This is a genomic window from Franconibacter pulveris (genome assembly GCF_056780215.1).
In genome coordinates this window covers 1,988,571-2,008,542 of record NZ_CM165555.1, presented here as the reverse complement: position 1 = coordinate 2,008,542, position 19,972 = coordinate 1,988,571, and the positions used below count along the sequence as shown (strand labels likewise).

Below are 19,972 nucleotides of genomic sequence, written 5' to 3'. Positions count from 1 at the left end.
AAGGCATTCAGAGGTTGTGCTTATAAAATATGGCAATAAAAAAAGCAAAGCACAATTTGACCAGTTTTGCGTCACAATTTAGCCGCTCAATGATATTTAGCCAAAGTATTATTTTCCCCGATACATTGTCGTATCGTACTTAATCAAAGGAAAAAAAAATGGCTAATACCATTGTGAGTATTGTTCCGGTTCCGGCTTCGGTTGCAAACGATGGCTCAGAAAAGTCTAAGGTAAGCGCGACAGTTCAGACTGATGGTTCTCCTGCTCAGGCTGGCGTGGATGTCATCTGGGATATTTCCGGCGGCGACGGTTCCACTTCGTCCACCACCGATGATACCGGCGTGGCGACAATCGATGTAACGGCGAAAGATGGCGCGGCAACGATTACCGTTACTGCTTCAACGGCAGATGATCCGACCGGTAAGAGCACGCTTATTACCACTTATGTGCCGCTTAAAGCGCCAGTTGTGCTGAATGCCAGCGAGGAAGACGAATGGACGCTTGACCATTATGATATTGAGTTCGGCGTGCAGGTTGAAATTCCTTATTACAACAACGTTAAAGTTGACCAGGACGTAACCTTCTATTGGGGCGATGCGTGGAGCACCTCATTCTTCGTCACCGAAGATAATTTACCGCCTTATATTCTGGAGATTCCCTCAGACTTTACGGTTAATGGCGAATATGATGTTTATTATGATGTTCGTGATAATGCAGGTAACCCGCCGGTCTCCTCCAGTCATTTGGCGATTACTGTCGATGATGAAGGAAGCCTGACGCCGGTTCTGGTAATGCCGCAAGTCGCGGAAGCCGATCCGTATATTAATATGTCGGATGTCGCCGATGGCGTTTCTGTTCTGGTGAACTACCCCAGCATGGCGGAAGGCGATGCTATCTGGTTGTACTGGGTAGCTTATGATTCTCAGGGCCGTAAAATTGAGGCTGCTTGCGATAGCCAGCAGTATGAGGTAATCGCGGACCAGAAATCAGTTACCTTCACCATTGAACAAACTAAGTTCTACCCGAATGGTATGGGCTATGAAGGCTATGCTGAGGCCTATTACACGGTGCTGCCTGCTGGCGCCACTGCCAAACAACTCTCTGACACTTGCCGGTGCCTCGTAGACACCGTTCCTGCTTAACTAACCGGGTCCCGGCCTTGCGCCGGGACATTCCCTGAATATCCGGAATATATTCATTATCAGCTTAATGGACTATACGTTTGGACGCTGTCTATGTCTATTTTTCCTCTGACAGAGCTATCCCATGTCGCCAGCTCGGTTGCAAACTTTAACGTTGTTTGCAGTAAGGTCTCTTTATTCTCAGGGGCACTCTGCGGCGCGTTAATTTACATGTTAAACTTAACAGACATTAGTTTATCGCGTCGTATTTTCTACTTCTTAATTTCATTTCTACTTGCTATTAACTGTGCCGAAGTCGCTTCGCACTTGCTGGTAACGATCATAGCCAAATTTATTAACCCGCCACCCCAGATTAACTGCGCATTTTCCGCAGCGCTGATGGGTGCGGTTGTCGTAAGGGTAATTAATGTAGCCGCAGATAATATCATCAAATACTTTCCCGGCAATAAATAAAGGATCGCTTATGATGCCCCATATAATTATCGCTGTTTTAGCTCTTAATTTAATGCTGTTACATACTATTATTTCAAGGAGAAAGATCCCCAAAAGTAAAAAGGCATTACAGCTTCTTTATTGGTGTAGTATCGTCATCCTTTGTATGTCGGTTGTCCGGCTTGCTGATGGCCGCGTCACCTGTAGCGTTTTTAGCACCCTTTTTCTTGTGACTGTCGCGCTTCTTTTATGGTTACGCGCAAGCCAGTAAATAAAAATGGAGAAGTTATAATGGGCGATTTATCTCTTCATTTTAGCCGGCGCGAATTCGCCTGCCATTGCGGATGCGGGTTTGACGCTGTCTCACCAGAATTGATAGACATCCTGGAGCAAGCCAGGTGCTACTTTGCATCACCAATCGTGATAAACAGCGGTTGTCGGTGCGCGCAGCACAACAATGCCGTGGGGGGAACGCCAGGTAGCCAGCACCGGCTTGGCACCGCTGCGGATATTGTTGTTACTAATACGCCTGCCGCAATCGTAGCCGACTATTTTGAAAAAACGTACCCGGCACAGTATGGTATCGGTAGATATAAGACGTTTACACACATAGACGTTCGCAAAAACAGCGCCCGCTGGTCTTAGCAACATCCGTCCTGATAACCACCGCACAGTAAAGCGTAGGGTGCTTTCACTCTACGCTTATTCTTTAATAACGACATATTCTCTACAACGACCTGTCGAGACCGGCCAGAAAAAGCGATCATGCGCGTATGGAGCCAGGCTAGATCCGCTCAGGCAGGTAATAAACCGAGACCAGCATGCCTTTTTTCAGGGCGATATACCCCTTTTCGACAAGTAATGACAGCGTTCTGTAGATCATGCTTCTTGATAAAAAAGTGCTGTCTTTTATATAGCTTATGACACCAATATCATTCTCATAAAACAACTCTTTATTGCGATAATACTCCAGCAATTTCATCTTTATGGCATGATAAGAGTCCTTTCCAGTTAAATATCGGTCCCGATAGAGCATGTAGCATAGATGGGAAGAAACCGTTTTAGCTACCGACTTCCATAGTTCATGTTTGTTTATCAACCGGGTCGCCCCGGCCTGGGAGATTTTATAACCATTACCGCGATTAAGCGTTTTGAAGTAATAGCCTCCGGGCATGTCAAGCAAACGCCCCAGCCCAAAAATAACAGGCGCTGCGGTCATGCCAATTAATAAATTGTCACACGCCCTACGAATTTCAATGCTTTGATCTGTAAGCAACCAGATACTTTGCTCTTCTGCCCTTAATATCGTCCCGGCACGTAAACTCACGGTCTGTGCATGGGGCGCTAACTTTTCAATTATATCGGCTTGCTCACTATAATATTTTTTCCAGTCAAGTATTGAATAACTTTCTACGCCATCCCAGTGTCTGGCATAAGGTGAGACAATATCATCCTTTTCGTTCACGATAATCCCCTTGTGTTACCACGCCACGCTTTCATTCCCTGCCTGCCGCAGAGATCTCCTTCCTGTTATTCCTGTATTAGCCATTTTTCTTTTCACTCTACACCCTGCGTTTTTATTGCGTTTATTCGCAGGTTTATCGCTCAGTACAAACCATTATATATTTTATATAATCGCGGCATGCTCCGCACCCCTAACTTATGCAGTACATTATATTTATAGACGCTAATTGTTTTAGGGCTTACGCTCAGGTGGCGAGCCAGAAAATCTGGCGTATGTCCTTCGCAGAGAGAAATAAAGAAATCCATTTCCCGTCGCGTAAGACGCTCAGTCACTTTTTTCTTTTTTGCCTGAAAATCAAAACGGTATTTCTCTTCTACTAATGCCTGAATATGCTCTTCCATTTGCGAAACCGTGACTGCCGGGTTAATGACCTTACCGGCGATATCAGAAATAATACGTCTGTTTTTACAGACCGCATTACCAATGAGAATCATACCTACCGCGGGTCTGTGCGAAAGAAACCACTCGCGAAACCGCAGCCAGTCAACCAACTGTTCGCCATTACCATAAAAACCGGTTATCGCCCCAACCACGTTAAGTGTCGTTATGTAATGTTGTAATTTACTTAAGGTATGACAAAACAACAGTTCAGAACCCGCTATATTCATTCCTTTCGTCAAATGAACAATCCCATCCAGCCAATATTTGTTTGCTGACATAACAACCACATACCGCTTTTCAACCTTATTATGCTTAAATGTTGTTAAATATTGACTCATGCAACTTCCTCTTTGCGAATCGGGGCCATTACAAATGTCCATCTGAATATGCAAAAACAGGGCGGAGTAACTTTTATCTAACGAGCAGTCCTCCTGAAGAAATCTCAGGCTACGTAAATTTTCCCTGGGGGCAACCGTCGCCCGCACGGAAAATGTTAAAAATCGTTTTCCTATAAACACATTACGGCGGCATTCCTGCTGAATAATACAGGCAGCTCAAGGAAATTCTTTAAAAATCAATCACTCCGAATAAAGCGCAGCCGATACAATTTACCGTCTAAAACTTATTATTTTGGAACAACTCTATTGAGAAGTATTACTTTACGTTGCTTTTCTTAATGCTCTGGCCGATTACTCTCTTTATTTCGCCACTTAAACAAGGCTAAACATTCACAGTGCATTCCTTTCTGACACCGCCTGTTATTCTACATTTATTTTCCTGATGCGGGTCGGCTCTACAACCCATCACCACCCTTTTTAACAACGCAAAAAATAGCCAGCAATGTTCCTTTTTTGGAAAACCTTACAGGATGAATTTATTTACGCTCTCTTCTGTTAGTTAATCAAACAATGGATAGCGATATGAACTATACCGTTTTGCCCGGTCCTGATTTACCTCAGATGAGCAACGATGGCTACATCAACAGCACGGAACTGCTAAATGACGGCGGCGTGATTGTTGAGGTCAATGCCTATCCCACAGCTAAATCCGGCGACTATATCAATCTTTACTGGGACGGCCGCTTTAGCGCCTCGCAATATATTGACGATCCGGATCAGTTTAGCTGGCCATGGTCCGTCATCATTGCTGCGGGCGAAGCGCCTGACGGCCCTCATCAGGCCTATTACACCGTTACTGATGTCGCACAAAATCCTTCGGCGTCGCCAATTTCACCGGCGGTGGTAGACAGAAACCATACCGAGGGTTTGCCGCCGCCGCGATTCCCGGATGCCAATGTTAGCAATGTCATTACTTATGATTCTGTTATTGCCAATAGCGGAACGCATATTCACGTGCCTTTTACCTCAGGCATTTTTGCTATCGGGAACACGGCTTATGTTTACTGGCGTGAGCTGGATAGTTACGGCAATACGGTGCCGGGAAGCGAGGTTAACTTCACGCATATTATTGAAAGTAAAGACATGAGCAACGGTTTCGAGGTGCTGGTGCCGGCGCCTTATATTACGCTCATTCAAACTTTCGCCACCGCCCAGGCCTGGTATTCTATCGTCCCGCCGGATGACGAAGCGCAAAGCTCGCAAAATGCTACCGTCACCGTGAATATGACCGGCACCGCCTCTTATCCCGCCCCTTATATTCCGGCAGGCAACGACGGCTGGATCGATTGCAGCGAAATCATGGCTGATGGCATTGAGGTAACCGTGCCCGGCAACAGCCAGTTTGTCGCAGGCGGCCTCGTTACGGTTTTCTGGCAAGGTTTCGACGCTTCAGGCGCCTCGCTTCCCGACGCTGTCTTCCAGTTATCCCATACGCTAACCGCGAATGATCTCTTGCAAGGCTTTAGCGTCACCGTGCCGACAGAATTTATTCTGCCGATCGGGATTGGTTACGCCGAAGCCTGGTATCAGGCTTCAGCCCCTTCTGTTCCCGGCTTTTCAGCGGTTAAAACTGTTGAAGTCGACAGCGAGCATTGCACGCTTTTACCCGCGCCCGTTTTTCCGGATGCGCTGGACGATGGCGTCATTAACAGCGACGAAGTACAGGCCGACAGCGGAACGACGATGACGATTAGCTACCCGGATATGCGCGCGGGCGACATCGTGACGGCCTTTTGGTTTGGCTATAAATCTTCCCCGGCGTCCCCCCTTCCCGGCACCAGTTGGACGCAAACCCGCACCCTCACCTCACAAGAAGCGCAGGCGCAGCAGGCGCTCTTCCATATAGCCACAGAGTTCATTACCCCCATCGGTAATGGTTATGCACAAGGGAGATATCAAGTGATGTTTGAAAATGGCGGAATCGCCTCTTCAGCCAGCCAGACGGCGGCAATCAATGTCGATGCAGCTCAGCAGCTCCAGATGAGTTGTTCCACCGGCGCCCCCTGGTTCGACCCAACCGTATACGTCAGGCCGATGAATCAGGTTACGCTTTCAGGCCCTCCGGGCGCCGACATTAGCCTTTCACTGCCGGATTCGTCAGACGCTTTCTTTTACCCGGACGGCACCAATGTGACCACGCTGAGGCTTGATGAAACCGGACGTGGCGCCATACAGGTGTATTGCTTTTCCACGGGCGGCATTACGGTCTACGCCTGGATGTTAACCAACCCAGCCGTCAACGCCACCGCCAATATGACCTTCACCGAGTGGCTAAATGGCAATGGCGAACTGAAACAGTATGGTTTCTCAAGCGGCGCGATAGCCGACGGGAACTCCCTGTGCAGCGTTTACCTGAAAACCGACCCCAGCTCTCAGGCGCAACAAGCGAGACTGGTTCTGCAAGAGCCGACCTCCGCCCTCATCATCACCTCCGGCACCCAGCAAGCCTGGGTAGACATCAGCCTTTATCACGCCGGCAGTTTCGATGTGATCGACAGCGCGCCCGAGGCAGTGAACTTCACCCTTTCCTTGCCTGATTCCTCCAGCGCGTATGCGGTGGGTTCGTTAACGTTCAGCCTTTTTAGTGCATTGCAACACGTCTAATCGGTCATAAAGGAGACCAACTATGAACTTTCACCTTTCTTCTCAGCAGGCGGCCGGCAGCCTTATCTTCTATACCCAGCCCAATTTTGGCGGACAGAACGCCATTGATGTCTTACATGGCGAAACCGGTGATATTGCTAATCGTTCGGGGGAATGGCTCTACCGCTCTGTTGCGATGGCGAATATGCACGCCTTCGCCTTTAGCGACGTTAACCCGGCGGACAGCAGCATCAATTACCTTAATCATATCGAGACCATGCTCAGCGCCAGCTGCGCAGATTTACAAACGTTATGGCCGAGCGCTCAGGTTCCGCTGCATTATCTCGGCGTTGATCCTTCGCTGGTCGTTCCCGTCTGGTTACATATTGACGCCAGCCAGGATGTCCCTCACGCCATAGCAGCGCAGTTTGTCGTAGGCGTAAGCACCACCCAGATAAGCGCGCTCACGCTCCCTGGCAGAGACGGCATGCTTGGCTTACCAGGCCGCACCGACGGCAGCGCTGTTTCCGCCTACTGCCCCTTTGGTGATTATGACCCTTCTACCGGTCAGGTGACCTGGTCGGGTAATGGCAATATTGTGCTGGAATACCGCGGCGGCCAGATAACTATACTGACTTATTCCGGCTTCCCTGATGGCTGGAGCTTTAGCGAACCCAAACAAAATACTGACGGCAGCTGGGTTGTGGAACTTAACGCAACCGTAGTGCCGGATTCGCTTATCATCAGCTCGCTCTATACCGACAAAAACAGCATCAAGAATGACGGTATCGATGCCGCGACGTTTACCGCTACGGTTATCGATACCCTCACCCAACTTCCCGCCAGCGGCCAGACCGTCTACTGGCATACCACGCTTGGGTCGTTAAGCTCCTCCTCCACTGTCACCAATGCGCAAGGGCAATGCACAAACCAGCTGACCTCGTTAACTACCGGCACGGCAACCATTACCGCCAGTCTTGATAATGGCGATAGCCGCGCTGTTAACGTTGATATCAGTGCAGGCGAACCGCTTTTGCTCATCCGCGGCGCAAGAACCAGCCTGCGCGCTTCCGGTCAACGTCAGACCGGCAGACTGGTTGCGCTGGATGCGCTTACTTTGCTTCCTGTATCGGCCACATGGCGTTACCGCAACGCGTCCACCTCAACAGCCGCAAGCGCCTTTCTTGATGTTGCGCCTGAACAATATCTGGATGTCAGCCTGCCGTCGGGTGAAACCGTTACCCTTAATCCTTCCAATATTATTGGCAATGGCGAATGGACTGACGACAGTACTTCCGCAGGCGCTTTTGCCGCTCGTCTTAATAACGGCAGCTGCGCCGGATGGGGCGTTGCGGGCTGGGGCGGTTATTCGCCGTCGATGCAGGTGAATTATGGCGTCGCCTGCCCGGCTGCTACCTTTTACGCTTTCAGCGCCCTGCGATCCGACGGCTCGATATTCTCCTGGGGTGACAGCAATGAAGGCGGCATGCTGCCGGCAAACATTGCGGTATTAAATAGCGTACTGGAAATAAAAGGCTCCCGCGGGACCTTTGCTCTGCGCTCCAGCGTGCCGCCCTATATCCAGAGCTGGGGCTGGGGTGTAGACACCACGTCAGCCATCAATCTGACCGTGCCGCCTTATATTGCCAGTATGTACGACATTAAGTCGCTGTTTGCGAACGACAATGCTTTTGTCGTTATTAACAATAGCGGGCAGGCCTTCGCCTGGGGCGATGCGGACGCAGGCGGCGCTATCAGCCAGCATGCCGGCGCATTACGGGGGATTTCTGATTGCTGCGCTTCCCGCCGCGCCTTTGGCGTTATCGCCCAGGGCACCATTGCAGCCTGGGGCGATGAAGATTATGGCGGAAACGGCGCCGAGGTCGCTTATGTCAGCAATGCCTTGCGCCTGGTCGCGACAGAGAGCGCGTTTACCGCTTTGCTGACCAGTGGCGCTATTGTCTGCTGGGGCAATCCTGAATATGGCAATAACCTGCCAGACGCGTATCGTTACCGTACCGATATTCTTGACGTAAAAAGTACTTATGGCGCTTTTGCCGCGCTTTGCGCCGACGGGACGGTGATTAGCTGGGGGAACCCGCTATATGGCGCCAACAGCGCATCAGTCGCCAGCCAGTTAAGGGATATCGTTGCGCTTAGCGCTACTTCTGGCAGTTTTGCCGCGCTGACCCGTTCTGGTCATGTCGTCACCTGGGGTGATTCCAGTACGGGCGGTAACTCGACTGCGGTTGCGGGTCAATTAACCGACGTTTGCGCTATCTATTCCAACACGCATGCTTTTGCCGCCTTGAAAGCGGATAACAGCGTGGTGGTATGGGGCGACCCTGCATCAGGCGTGAATGATTTCCCATCGACGATTAACGGCAATATCTCTTATCGGGCTGAATAACTTTAAGGTGAGGGAATGCTTTCCCTCACCTTATCTTTACTTGCAAAAATAACACTGCCTTTATTTTCAATTAAATCGAGGAGGCGCTAATCCGGAATACACCTTATCTCTGGTCATTATAATAAACCTTTAACCTTATTTAATAACAATCATGATTTACCAAGGACACTTTATGAAAAAGTCTACCTTTACACTGTATCTCTCGCTTATTTTAGCCGCCACCGGCGCGCAAGCTCAGACGCTAAAAGAAGCAAAAGCAGAATATTTAAAAACGCATCCCGCCCGGCTGGCCAGACCCAGCGGCCAACAAACAGCGGAATATCTTAATACTGACTATGCCGATACCGAGAAGGATTGCGGCTCAAGCAGTACGCCTGCGTTTTTATGTTCTGGCAACTTAATTCGCGGTACCGATGATTTTTCCACGCAATTCCATGCCTGGGACCCCAGCCCCTCATCGCAATCCAGCGGCGGGGTTTCATTTTCTTATTTACGGGCTGATTCTAAATTCAGTTCTGTTGCTTACGATTATAATAATGGCTTTATTTTTTATCCCTATTTCTGGGCGCCCGACAACGAAGGCATCGACACTAATATTGATGTTATGTGCGCCTTCCCCGTAGATGGCTGGACTGTCTACCGCAGCGACGCGGGCTGCGGCGCGTCCAGCGACTACCCGCAAGAAAGCGTGCCGTGTCAGGAGCAGGGAATCTACACCGCAGACCAGTGGTATACCCATTTTGAAAAAGGTGGGGAAAATCATCTGTATATGTGTGGTTTTACCACCAGCGACTATAGCAGCGAGGACACTGCCGCAGGCTTTTATCAAAGCATTTTGAGCAGGGCTAAAATCGAGAGTAAATATTTCTCGGAGCAAAATGAGCTGCGGCTGGCTACATGGGCGCAAGGTAAACAAGATTCTCTGCCCATCGAAGCGTTCTTCTATATTGTGGAAAGCAGTTCCGGTCTGGATAGCGCACGTAAAAATCAGCAGGATTTTTATAACACCACCACCAACCACATCTGGGTACCGGTTATTAAATTAACACTGCCGCAGTCGCCGGGGGGAAATGCCGTATTCAGCTACTCCGCTGCCGATCAACTCATTCCGGAGCCGACAAGCCATTAATAAAACAACACGTTTATTTTCTTTGCGCTAAATAAACCAATACATCATTAACCTTGAAAGAAAGGCGGGAGCGCTTTGCCGATAATCCTGACAATACGCTCTCGCTTAAAATAATTAGCGTGGCTTTTTCAGGCCACAACTTCACACAGCATTTTATTAAAGGTGATTTATGCTACTTAAAATAACCGTAATTATTTTACTTGCTGCGCTGGCTTCATTTAATTTTAGCGAGGCGGCGCAAACCAATGGTCCAGACATTGCGAAAGCTATAACCGACAGTTACAACGCCACCCCTGCTGATTGCGGCTCTTCGGCCCAGCCTGCTTATTTATGTTCCGGCGTCTTTATTCGCGGCACCGATGTTTATTCGGATCAGTACCATACATGGGACCCGAGTCCTGCCTCTCAGGAAAGCGGCGGGGTTTCATTTTCATGGCTAAGAAAAGATGCGAAATTTAATAAACTCGCTTACTCCTATAATAATGGCTTTATTTTTTATCCTTTCATGAACGCGCCGGCGGGTAAGACAACCTCTATCGATGTGCTTTGCATCTGGCCGATCGATGCGGCTTCAGAATACCGAAGCGACAGCGGTTGCGGGCCCAGCTCTCAGTATCCGACGCAAAGCGGTCCCTGCCAGCAGCAAAATATCTATACTGCCGAACAATGGTACGACCATTATCTGGAAGGCGGCAGAAGCCATCTTTACCAGTGCGGGTTTGAAACACGCAGCAACAGCGTTTATGACCGTGCCGATGGATACTACCAGGCGATACGTAGCATGGCGTTGATCAGCGATGAGTCGTTCAATGAGCAAAATGAATTGCGTCTGGCGACCTGGGCTCAGGGAATGCAACGCACCTTGCCGATCGAGGCTTTTTTCTACATTAGCGGCACTTCCGGGCTGAGCAGCGCGCAGAGTAACCAACTGGATCTGTTGCGAAGCACGGATAACGCGGTCTGGGTGCCCGTCATCGAACTGAAGCTGCCTGCATCGCCAGCAGAAGAGGCCCAGTTTATTTTTAATGAGGATGATCAAGCTATACATGTGCACTAAGCGCCAACGTGTTTAGCTTGCGATTAATCGCCATCCCCTGCGCTTCGATCAGGCCGGATAATCAACTCAATCCGTCCATTACCTGGCGAAAGGGGATGGCGCGCTCTTTTCACGCTATCGCAATTAACCCAGCGCGGTCTCCCGCAAACGGGTTTTTAGCTTGTTGTACTCCTCAATCACATACTGCTCGGCGCTTCGCTGGTCGGCGATGGCTTCCACCCGAACGGCGCAGTACTTGTACTCCGGCGTTTTGGTAATGGGGCTCAGGTTCTCCGCCACCAGCTCGTTGCAGGCGCCTATCCACCACTGGTAGGTCATATAAACGGCCCCTTTATTGGGCCGGTCGCTGACCTGCGCGCGGGTGATAACCTTGCCTTTGCGCGAAACCACCCACACCAGCGCTTCGTCCTCAATACCCAGTTGCTTCGCGTCAGCGGTGTTGATCTGCGCGTAGCCAGGTTCGTCGGCGAGCGCTGCCAGCGCCGCGCAGTTGCCGGTCATCGAACGACACGAGTAATGCCCCACTTCACGCACCGTAGAAAGCACTAATGGGTACTCCTCCGTCACCCTGTCAAGCGGCGGCGCCCAGTCGCAGGTGAAGAACTGCCCAAGGCCGTTCGGCGTCGAGAAGGCCTTTTCAAACAGATAATCGGTGCCCTGATCGGCGTCCGACTCATCGCGACACGGCCACTGAATGTAGCCAAGCTCGCCCATTTTCTCGTAGGTGGCGCCATAGAAGTCCGGGCAAAGATGACGCAGCTCGTCCCAGATCTCCTGCGTGTTGTTGTAGTGCATCGGGTAGCCCATGCGGGTGGCGATATCGCTGATTATCTGCCAGTCCGTTTTCAGGTCCCACTTCGGCTCCACCGCCTTAAAGAAGCGCTGGAAGCCGCGGTCCGCCGCCGTATAAACCCCCTCATGCTCGCCCCAGGAGGTGGAAGGCAGGATGACGTCCGCCGCCGAGGCGGTTTTGGTCATAAAGATATCCTGCACGATAACCAGTTCCAGATCCGCGAACGCCTGACGCACCGCCGACAGTTCAGCATCCGTTTGCAGCGGATCTTCGCCCATGATGTACGCCGCGCGTACCTCTCCATGCGCCACCCGGTGCGGCAGCTCGCTGATGCGATAGCCGGTGTGCTCGGGAAGCGACGCCACGCCCCAGGCCTTCGCGAACTTCTCGCGATGCTCAGGGAATTTCACGTACTGATAGCCTGGATAGGTATCGGGCAACGCGCCCATGTCGCACGCCCCCTGCACGTTGTTTTGCCCGCGCACCGGGTTGACGCCCGCGCTCGGTTTGCCGAGGTTGCCGGTGAGCAGCGCAAGGCTCGTGAGCGAACGCACCGTCTCAACGCCCTGATAAAACTGGGTGACGCCCATTCCCCAGAGGATCGCCGCACTTTTCGCCTGCGCGTACATGCGCGCCGCCTGGCGAATATCCGCCGCGCTAACGCCGGTGATGCTTTCCACCGATTCCGGCGTATAGCCCTCAACGATTTTGCAGTACTCCTCAAACCCTTCGGTGCGCGAGGCCACGAAGGCGCGATCGTAAAGTTCTTCTTGCACAATCACGTGGCCCATGGCGTTGAGCAGCGCAATGTTGGAGCCGTTTTTCAGCGCCAGATGCATATCCGCAATACGCGCGGTCTCTATTTTACGCGGGTCGCAGACGATAATTTTCGCCCCTTTTTTCTTCGCCTTAATAACACGGTTGGCGACGATAGGATGCGAATCCGCCGGGTTGTAGCCAAAGACAAAAACTAAATCGGTATTTTCAATGCCAACGATGGAGTTGCTCATGGCGCCGTTACCGACCGACTGGTGCAGACCTGCAACCGAGGGGCCGTGTCAGACGCGCGCGCAGCAATCGACGTTATTCGTGCCGATAACCGCGCGGGCAAATTTTTGCATCACATAGTTGGTTTCATTGCCGGTGCCGCGCGACGACCCGGTGGTCATAATCGCATCCGGTCCATACTTCGCTTTGATGGCGGAAAGCTTTTCCGCCACGTAATTCAGCGCCTCCTCCCAGGAGACCGCCTCCAGCTTGCCGCCGCGTTGACGGCGTATCATCGGCGTTTTCAGGCGCGGGGTGAGGATCTGGGTATCGTTAATAAAATCCCAGCCGTAATAGCCCTTCAGGCATAAATCACCCTGATTGGTTTTCCCCATCGCCGCTTCCGCCTTAACGACCTTGCCGTTATCGACCACCAGGTTGATTTTGCAACCCGACGCGCAATAGGGGCAAACCGTGACGACTTTTTTCATCCGTAGTGCTCCAGTTAGCTCAATAATCCGCAGACCGGGTTCGGCCTGCTTATCTGAATGTCTTAATGCAGAAACCGTGCCAGCCGCCCACAGGCGCGAAGGCCGCGTAAATCGGGCCGCGACCGCTGTCGCACCGCCGCCCTTCGTCAAAAATGACGTGTCGAACGCTTAACTCACCGCCAGCGCGTCATAGCCCTTCAGGCGATAGTTAATAAAGGAGACCAGCCAGCAGAGGAGAAACAGACCGACCACGACAAACCCGGCGTCGCCGAGGTTGTCGTTCACCCGCGCCACCCAGGCCCAGACGCCGCCGGACAAGCCGAATTTATCCATCAGCAACCCCAGCGCCTCCAGCCCGCCGATAAACAGCGCCACCACCACCGAGCTGCCGGTAATGGTCATGTTGTAATAGAGCTTGCGCTGCGGCTTGTTGAAGGCCCAGCCATACGCCCCCACCATGACGAAATTATCGAGGGTGTCGATAAGCGCCATGCCGCTGGTGAATAGCGCCGGGAAAACCAGAATCGACCACATCGACATGCCGTGGCTGGCGCTGGCGGCGGAGATGCCGAGCACGCCAATTTCCGTTGCGGTATCGAACCCCAGCCCGAAGAGAAAACCCACCAGATACATATGCCAGCTTTTGCCCACCAGCCGGAAGGCGGAGCGGAAAAGCCAGCTCATCGCGCCGCCGCTCACCGCCTCCCCGCCTGCCGGCGCTTCACCGCGTTTAAGCTTGCGAAAGCTTTGCCAGACGCCGCGTAAAATCACGAGGTTCACCAGCGCCATCGCCAGCAGAAACGCGGCGGAAACGGCGGTGCCAATGACGCCGCCCACGTCGTGAAACCAGGCCAGATCCTCTTTAATAGCGGCGGCCGTGGCGGCAATGGCGATGGAGGCGAGCACCACAATGCTCGAGTGTCCGAGCGAGAACCAGGCGCCGACGCCAAACGGCCGCTGGCCGCGCTGCATCATCTTGCGGGTGACGTTATCAATCGCCGCGATATGGTCGGCATCCACGGCGTGACGCAACCCGTAGCCCCAGGCGAGCAGGCTTGCCGCCATCAGCGTCGGGCTGTCGTGAAAAGCGAAAAGCGCCCAGCCCCAGGCGGCCAGGTTGGCGAAAATCAGGGCGCTGAACAGCGCCAGCGCGCGCGGATTGTTGCTTAGCAGAGTTCTGTACATCGAAGCTATCCTGTGGGTTAAGAAAACGTGGCGGCGGCGATCGCCGCCTGACCGAACGCTATCGCGCCGTCGCCTGCGGGCAGCGCTCGCGGCAGCAGCAGCGTGAAATCGTGCAGATAAAAGGTGAGCCGCTCGCGCAGCAGCCGGTTGTGCAGCACCCCGCCGCCGCAGGCGATAACGCTCAGACCCTGCGCCCGCGCGTGGTGGCGGGCAAGCGTCGCCAGTCCCTGCGCCAGCGCGTCGTGGAAGGCCCAGGCGCGCGCGCAAGCAGGCGCATCGAAGCGCAGCCACTGCGCCCAGAAGGCGGCCATGTCCAGCTCGCCCTCCACCAGCGGCAACGTCACCGGGTGGGTTACCGCCCCGCCCCGCGTCGCCAGCGCTTCAAGCAGGCAGGCGGCTTCGCCTTCGTAGCTTTGCGTTTCCCCCACGCAGCCCAGCGCGGCGGCGACCGCATCGAACAGCCGCCCGCAGGAAGAGGCCCGCGGCGAATTCACCTCTCTCGCTACCGCGCGCGCCAGCGGCCGCCAGGGTTTCGTCAGCAGCGCGGCGGCCTCCGGCAGCGTCTGCCAGCCGGGCACGAACGCGAGAAACTGCGCCAGCAGGTTGCGCCAGGGCTGGCGGGCCGCAAGGTCGCCGCCGGGCAGCGCAACGGCGGGCAGGCCGCCCAGCCGCTCGCACTGGCGGTAATCCACCCGCAGACACTCCCCGCCCCATAACTGCCCGTTCGCGCCCATGCCGATGCCATCCAGCGCAAGGCCGATAACCGGCCCGCCCTCCAGAGGCCAGCGGTGCTCCGCCAGGCAGGCGGCGAGATGGGCGTGGTGATGCAGTACCCGCTGCACGGGCAGCCCCAGGGTTTGCGCCAGTTGCGTGGTGCGATAGCCCGGGTGCGCGTCGGTGACGACCCGCTGGGGGTGAAAGTCATATATGTCGCTCAGGGTGTCGAGCGCCTGACGCCACTGCGCCTCTACCCCCTCTTCGCGCAGGTCGCCCAGGTGCTGGCTCAGCACCGCCTCGCCGCCGCGCGCCAGGCAAAAGGTGTTTTTCAGATCGGCCCCCAGGCAAAGCATGGGCGGCGCCTCGCGAAAGCCCGGCGGCAGCGCGATGGCGTCCGGCACGAAGCCCCTGGCGCGACGCAGCACTTCACCATCGGCACGCATCACCGCGTCATCCATCCGTTGCAGAATGTCGCGGTTGTACAGCAAAAAACCGTCCGCTATCGTCGCCAGCTCGTCCAGCGCCTGTTCATTGGTCAACGCGGGCGGACGGCCGTTAAGGTTGCCGGAGGTCATCACCAGCGGGCGCGCCAGCGCCTGCATTAGCAGATGCTGGAGCGGGTTTGAAGGCAGCATCACCCCCACCTCGTTCAACCCCGGGGCGATGGCGCCGCATAACGCGGGCAACGCCTGTTTATCCACCAGCACGATGGGCGCCGCAGGGGTAGAAAGGCGAGCCTGGATAGCGGGCGCCAGCCCGGCGGCGTCTGGCAGCATGACCGCCAGCGGTTTCGCCGGCCGACGCTTGCGCGCCCGCAGCTGCGCCACCGCCGCCGGGTTTTGCGCATCGCAGGCCAGGTGAAAGCCGCCTGTCCCTTTCACCGCGACAATACGCCCGGCCTCCAGCGCCGCGATAGCAGCCTGCAACGCCGCCTCTTTCTGCGCCCTTTCCGCGCCTGCCCGCCAGAAAAGCTGCGGACCACAATGCGGGCAGGCCACCGGCTGGGCGTGAAAGCGCCGGTCAGACGGGTCGGCATACTCGCGGGCGCACGCCGCGCAAAGCGGAAAGTCCGCCATCGCGGTAAGCGGGCGGTCGTAGGGCATGGCGCGGATGATGGTAAGACGGGGGCCGCAGTGAGTGCAGTTAATAAAGGGATAGCGGTAGCGGCGGTTGGTCGGGTCATTCAGTTCGCGCAGGCAGTCGGGACAGGTAGCGGCATCCGGGACGATGTGCGTCTGCATCGCGCCGCCCGCGCTTTCACGGATGGTGAAGCCCTGCGGCGGCTGCGGCCACTGATACGCCTGCGCCTGCACGCTGTCAATGCGCGCCAGCGGCGGGCAGTGGGCATAAAGCGCGGCGATAAACGCCCCTTCTTTATCCGCCAGACGCACCTCGACGCCAGCGGCGTCGTTGCAGACGTCGCCTGTCAGGTTAAGCTTGTGGGCCAGTTGCCAGACAAAGGGGCGAAATCCCACCCCCTGCACCCTGCCCTGAATACGTAAAACTGTGCCGTTGCTGTTCATCTTGTCGTCAAAAAAAGGCGCGGGCCAACACGGCCCGCGCTATCAGGAAACACTTACGCGTCGACGGTCTCCCGCAGGCGGGTTTTCATGCCGCTGTAAGTGGTTTGCACAAAGCTTTCCGCCTGGCGCTGATCGGCTATCGCCTCGACCTTCACCGCGCAGTATTTGGTCTCCGGCGTGCCGGAGATCGGGTCCAGGTTGTCCTGGGTCAGCTCATTGCAGGCGCCTATCCACCACTGGTAGGTCATATAAACCGCGCCCGGGTTGATGCGCTCGTTGACCTCGGCGCGGCTTATTACCCTGCCGCGACGCGAGCTCACCCACACCAGCTGGCTATCCCGCACGCCGAGCATTTCCGCGTCCTGCGGATGCATCTGCACAAAGCCCGGCTCATCGGCCAGCGTCTGCAACGCCGCGCAGTTGCCGGTCATCGAGCGGCAGGAGTAGTGACCCACTTCGCGTACGGTGCAGAGCACCAGCGGGTAGTCGCTGTCAGGCCGTTCCGCGGGCGCGCGCCAGGGAGCGGCGAATAATTGCCCTTTGCCGCTCGGCGTGGCGAACCGGTTGTCCTGGTAAAGATAGGGAGTGCCGGGATGATCGAGCGTCGGGCACGGCCACTGCACATGGCCCATGTCGCCCATTTTTTCGTAAGTGACGCCGTAGAAGAGCGGGCACAGTTCGCGCATTTCGTCCCAGATCTGCTGGTTCGAGTCGTAATACATCGGATAGCCCATTTCACTGGCGATAAGACTGATGATTTCCCAGTCGCGCTTCACGTCATACTGCGGCTCCACGGCTTTTTCAAAGCGCTGAAAGCCCCGGTCGGCGCAGGTAAACACGCCGCCGTGCTCGCCCCAGGCGGTGGCGGGCAGCAGCACATCCGCCGCTTCGGCGGTTTTGGTCATAAAGATGTCCTGCACCACCACGAAATCGAGCGCCGCGAAGCCCTCGCGCACGAGGCCGAGATCCGCTTCCGTCTGCAGCGGATCTTCCCCCATGATGTAATAGGCTTTGACTTTGCCCTGCAGCGCCAGGTGTGGCACCTCGGTAATGCGCACGCCGGTCTGGTCATCCATGGCGGCGGGATCGATACCCCAGGCGCGGGCGAATTTCTCGCGCACCTGCGGGTCGGTGACTTTCTGATACCCCGGGAAGAAATCGGGCAGTACGCCCATATCGCACGCGCCCTGCACGTTGTTCTGCCCGCGCACCGGTCCGACGCCGACATGCTCGCGCCCAAGGTTGCCGGTCAGCAGCGCAAGGCTCGCCAGCCCTTTCACCACGTCAACCGCCTGGCCGAACTGGGTGACGCCCATGCCCCACATGATGGTGGCGGACGGCGCGGCGGCGTAAGTGCGCATCGCCTGGCGAATCTGTTGCGCGCTAAGGCCGGTAAGGTGCGCCACCGCTTCCGGCGCGTACGCTTTCACCGCCTCGCGATACGCCTCCAGCCCTTCGGTGTAGCGCGCCACGTACTCTTTGTCGTAAAGCTCCTCTTCCAGCAGCACATAGCCAAAGGCGTTGACCAGCGCCATGTTGCTGCCGTTTTTCAGCTGCAAATGCTGGTCGGCGATGCGCGCGGTCTCGATTTTGCGCGGATCGCAGACAATAATCTTCGCCCCGTTTTGCTTCGCTTTCAGTACCCGGCGCGCCACGATGGGGTGCGAATCGGCGCAGTTGTAGCCAAACACCAGCAGACATTTGGAGTTTTCGATATCGCTGATGGCGTTGCTCATCGCGCCGTTGCCAAGCGTCGCCTGCAAACCGGCTACTGAAGGGCCGTGGCAGACGCGGGCGCAGCAGTCGACGTTATTGGTGTTAATCACCGCGCGGGCAAACTTCTGCATCACGTAGTTGGTTTCATTCCCCGTCCCGCGGGAAGAGCCGGTAGTCATAATGGCGCGCGGGCCGTGCTCCGCCTTAATTTGCGCCAGGCGCTTCGCGGTGTAGCGAATAGCCTCTTCCCAGGAGACAGGTTGCAGCTTGCCGCCTTTTTCATAGCGGATCATCGGCTGGGTCAGGCGCGGGGTCAGCAACCGGGTATCGTTAAGAAAATCCCAGCCGTAATACCCCTTCAGGCAGAGCTGGTTTTCATTGGTTGCGCCCGGCGCGGCTTCAGCGCGGACGATTTTGTTGCCATCGACGACAAGTTTCAGTTTGCAGCCCGCACCGCAGTACGGACAAACGCTGGTGATTTTTTTCATCAGTAACAGACCTGTTAAAAGGTGAAAGCGCGGCTTAAAAAGCCAGATGGGTAAAGTTGTCCAGCGCGGCGCGGCGGCGACGCTCGGCGCTAAGCTGGGCAAGCTTGTTGCGGTCAACGCAGACGATGGCATTGGTCGGGCAAGCCTGAATGCAGGCGGGTCCCTCTTCGCGGTGGTAGCAGAGGTCGCATTTGTTAGCTTGCGCTTTTTCCGCCAGCACGTTCAGGCCCGCCCCGCTGTTGCGCACTACCGGGCGAACCACCACTTCCATCGCGCCATATGGACAGGCGACGACGCAGGTTTTGCAGCCGATGCAGCGCTCCTGGTGGACATGAACAAAATCGTCGTCGCGGCTGATGGCGCCGTTCGGGCAGACGTTGGCGCAGGGCGCGTCTTCGCACTGGCGACACATCGTGGCGGTAGAAACATTGACGCCTTTAATGACGTGAATGCGCGGCAGGAAGGTTTGTGGTGTCAGCGCGGCGCAGTCCTGTTCCGGCTGATGGGAAACGACGCACGCCACCTCGCAGGTGCGGCATCCGATGCATTTACTTGAATCAGCGATGATGAAGCGGTTCATCATAGTCTCCGGCTGTGGATTAACCCTCACAGGTATTCACAATCCGTGCCAGATTTTATTATGCTGATTTTAAAGGAGATTTATTAAGAGGCGGGTTTGACGCAACGTGTCATCGACATTAATGACGAAGCAAATGACGGCGAGCGGGCAACAAAAAAGCGGGTTTCAGGACCCGCTTTGTCGTTTTTTAGCTGAAATTTACGCCCACAACTCCGCTTCTGCTTGGGCGGCTTTCGTTGCCTTTATCTGCCCCTGCATACGGTAGAAGTTGTAACGCTCAACAAACCAGGCGGATTGCTCCTTGCTCATATTACCGGTGACGGCGCGAATATCGATGTGTCGTCCTTGTCCGTTCATACGGGCAAAACTGCTAGCCAGAAAATCAAAATTAGTTAACGAATAGATATCGTGTCTGTTCATCAGTTTCTCCCTCCA

The 19,972-nt window shown here is 54.9% G+C and carries 15 protein-coding genes; 7 read left to right on the top strand and 8 right to left on the bottom strand.

The genetic code is table 11. The annotated features are described in order from the left end of the window. Positions 1–158 precede the first annotated feature (158 nt). The 3 genes from ACU4F7_RS09570 (at position 159) to ACU4F7_RS09560 (ending at position 2,219) form a co-directional block, all read left to right on the top strand. Positions 159–1,142: an Ig-like domain-containing protein gene (locus ACU4F7_RS09570; RefSeq protein ID WP_481638513.1), complete on the top strand. Its 984-nt coding sequence runs from the start codon at positions 159–161 to the stop codon at positions 1,140–1,142. 93 nt (positions 1,143–1,235) lie between these two features. Further along, a complete protein-coding gene (locus ACU4F7_RS09565; RefSeq protein ID WP_071809222.1) occupies positions 1,236–1,595 on the top strand; it encodes a phage holin family protein in 360 nt (119 codons plus the stop codon). Positions 1,596–1,823: 228 nt separating this feature from the next. After that, entirely contained in the window at positions 1,824–2,219 is a 396-nt protein-coding gene (locus ACU4F7_RS09560; RefSeq protein WP_481638512.1) for a D-Ala-D-Ala carboxypeptidase family metallohydrolase, read from the top strand. Between the two features lie 139 nt (positions 2,220–2,358). Here ACU4F7_RS09560 and ACU4F7_RS09555 read toward each other — a convergent pair whose 3' ends face one another. Both ACU4F7_RS09555 and ACU4F7_RS09550 read right to left on the bottom strand, forming a co-directional pair. After that, positions 2,359–3,039 (bottom strand): helix-turn-helix domain-containing protein, encoded by a 681-nt coding sequence (locus tag ACU4F7_RS09555; protein WP_029592690.1) that lies wholly within the window; start codon positions 3,037–3,039, stop codon positions 2,359–2,361. Positions 3,040–3,179: 140 nt separating this feature from the next. Further along, on the bottom strand, positions 3,180–3,818 hold the full coding sequence (locus ACU4F7_RS09550) for a helix-turn-helix transcriptional regulator (RefSeq protein ID WP_481638511.1): 639 nt from the start codon (positions 3,816–3,818) through the stop codon (positions 3,180–3,182). A 582-nt stretch (positions 3,819–4,400) separates the two neighbouring features. On the opposite strand from ACU4F7_RS09550, the gene ACU4F7_RS09545 reads away from it, so the two are divergent. The 4 genes from ACU4F7_RS09545 to ACU4F7_RS09530 all read left to right on the top strand — a co-directional run bounded on the left by ACU4F7_RS09545 (position 4,401) and on the right by ACU4F7_RS09530 (position 11,057). Beyond that, on the top strand, positions 4,401–6,482 hold the full coding sequence (locus ACU4F7_RS09545; protein ID WP_481638510.1) for a hypothetical protein: 2,082 nt from the start codon (positions 4,401–4,403) through the stop codon (positions 6,480–6,482). A 22-nt stretch (positions 6,483–6,504) separates the two neighbouring features. Further along, positions 6,505–8,871 (top strand): Ig-like domain-containing protein, encoded by a 2,367-nt coding sequence (locus tag ACU4F7_RS09540; RefSeq protein ID WP_481638509.1) that lies wholly within the window; start codon positions 6,505–6,507, stop codon positions 8,869–8,871. 172 nt (positions 8,872–9,043) lie between these two features. Then, positions 9,044–10,000 carry a hypothetical protein gene (locus ACU4F7_RS09535; protein ID WP_029592686.1) on the top strand — a complete coding sequence of 319 codons (957 nt, stop codon included), beginning with the start codon at positions 9,044–9,046 and terminating at the stop codon, positions 9,998–10,000. A gap of 169 nt (positions 10,001–10,169) precedes the next feature. Next, on the top strand, positions 10,170–11,057 hold the full coding sequence (locus tag ACU4F7_RS09530) for a hypothetical protein (RefSeq protein ID WP_029592685.1): 888 nt from the start codon (positions 10,170–10,172) through the stop codon (positions 11,055–11,057). 123 nt (positions 11,058–11,180) lie between these two features. Here ACU4F7_RS09530 and fdhF (ACU4F7_RS09525) read toward each other — a convergent pair whose 3' ends face one another. From fdhF (ACU4F7_RS09525) to glgS, 6 genes are all read right to left on the bottom strand, one after another. After that, positions 11,181–13,328 (bottom strand): formate dehydrogenase subunit alpha, encoded by a 2,148-nt coding sequence (gene fdhF, locus ACU4F7_RS09525; RefSeq protein ID WP_081708413.1) that lies wholly within the window; start codon positions 13,326–13,328, stop codon positions 11,181–11,183. A gap of 168 nt (positions 13,329–13,496) precedes the next feature. Beyond that, a complete protein-coding gene (locus ACU4F7_RS09520) occupies positions 13,497–14,513 on the bottom strand; it encodes a HoxN/HupN/NixA family nickel/cobalt transporter (RefSeq protein WP_481638508.1) in 1,017 nt (338 codons plus the stop codon). A 17-nt stretch (positions 14,514–14,530) separates the two neighbouring features. Next, entirely contained in the window at positions 14,531–16,753 is a 2,223-nt protein-coding gene (gene hypF, locus ACU4F7_RS09515; RefSeq protein ID WP_481638507.1) for a carbamoyltransferase HypF, read from the bottom strand. A 53-nt stretch (positions 16,754–16,806) separates the two neighbouring features. Beyond that, a complete protein-coding gene (fdhF, locus tag ACU4F7_RS09510; protein WP_481638506.1) occupies positions 16,807–18,957 on the bottom strand; it encodes a formate dehydrogenase subunit alpha in 2,151 nt (716 codons plus the stop codon). A gap of 34 nt (positions 18,958–18,991) precedes the next feature. After that, positions 18,992–19,537: an electron transport protein HydN gene (gene hydN / locus ACU4F7_RS09505; RefSeq protein ID WP_024559476.1), complete on the bottom strand. Its 546-nt coding sequence runs from the start codon at positions 19,535–19,537 to the stop codon at positions 18,992–18,994. A 198-nt stretch (positions 19,538–19,735) separates the two neighbouring features. Then, a complete protein-coding gene (gene glgS, locus ACU4F7_RS09500) occupies positions 19,736–19,957 on the bottom strand; it encodes a cell surface composition regulator GlgS (protein ID WP_029592680.1) in 222 nt (73 codons plus the stop codon). Between the last annotated feature and the right edge of the window lie 15 nt (positions 19,958–19,972).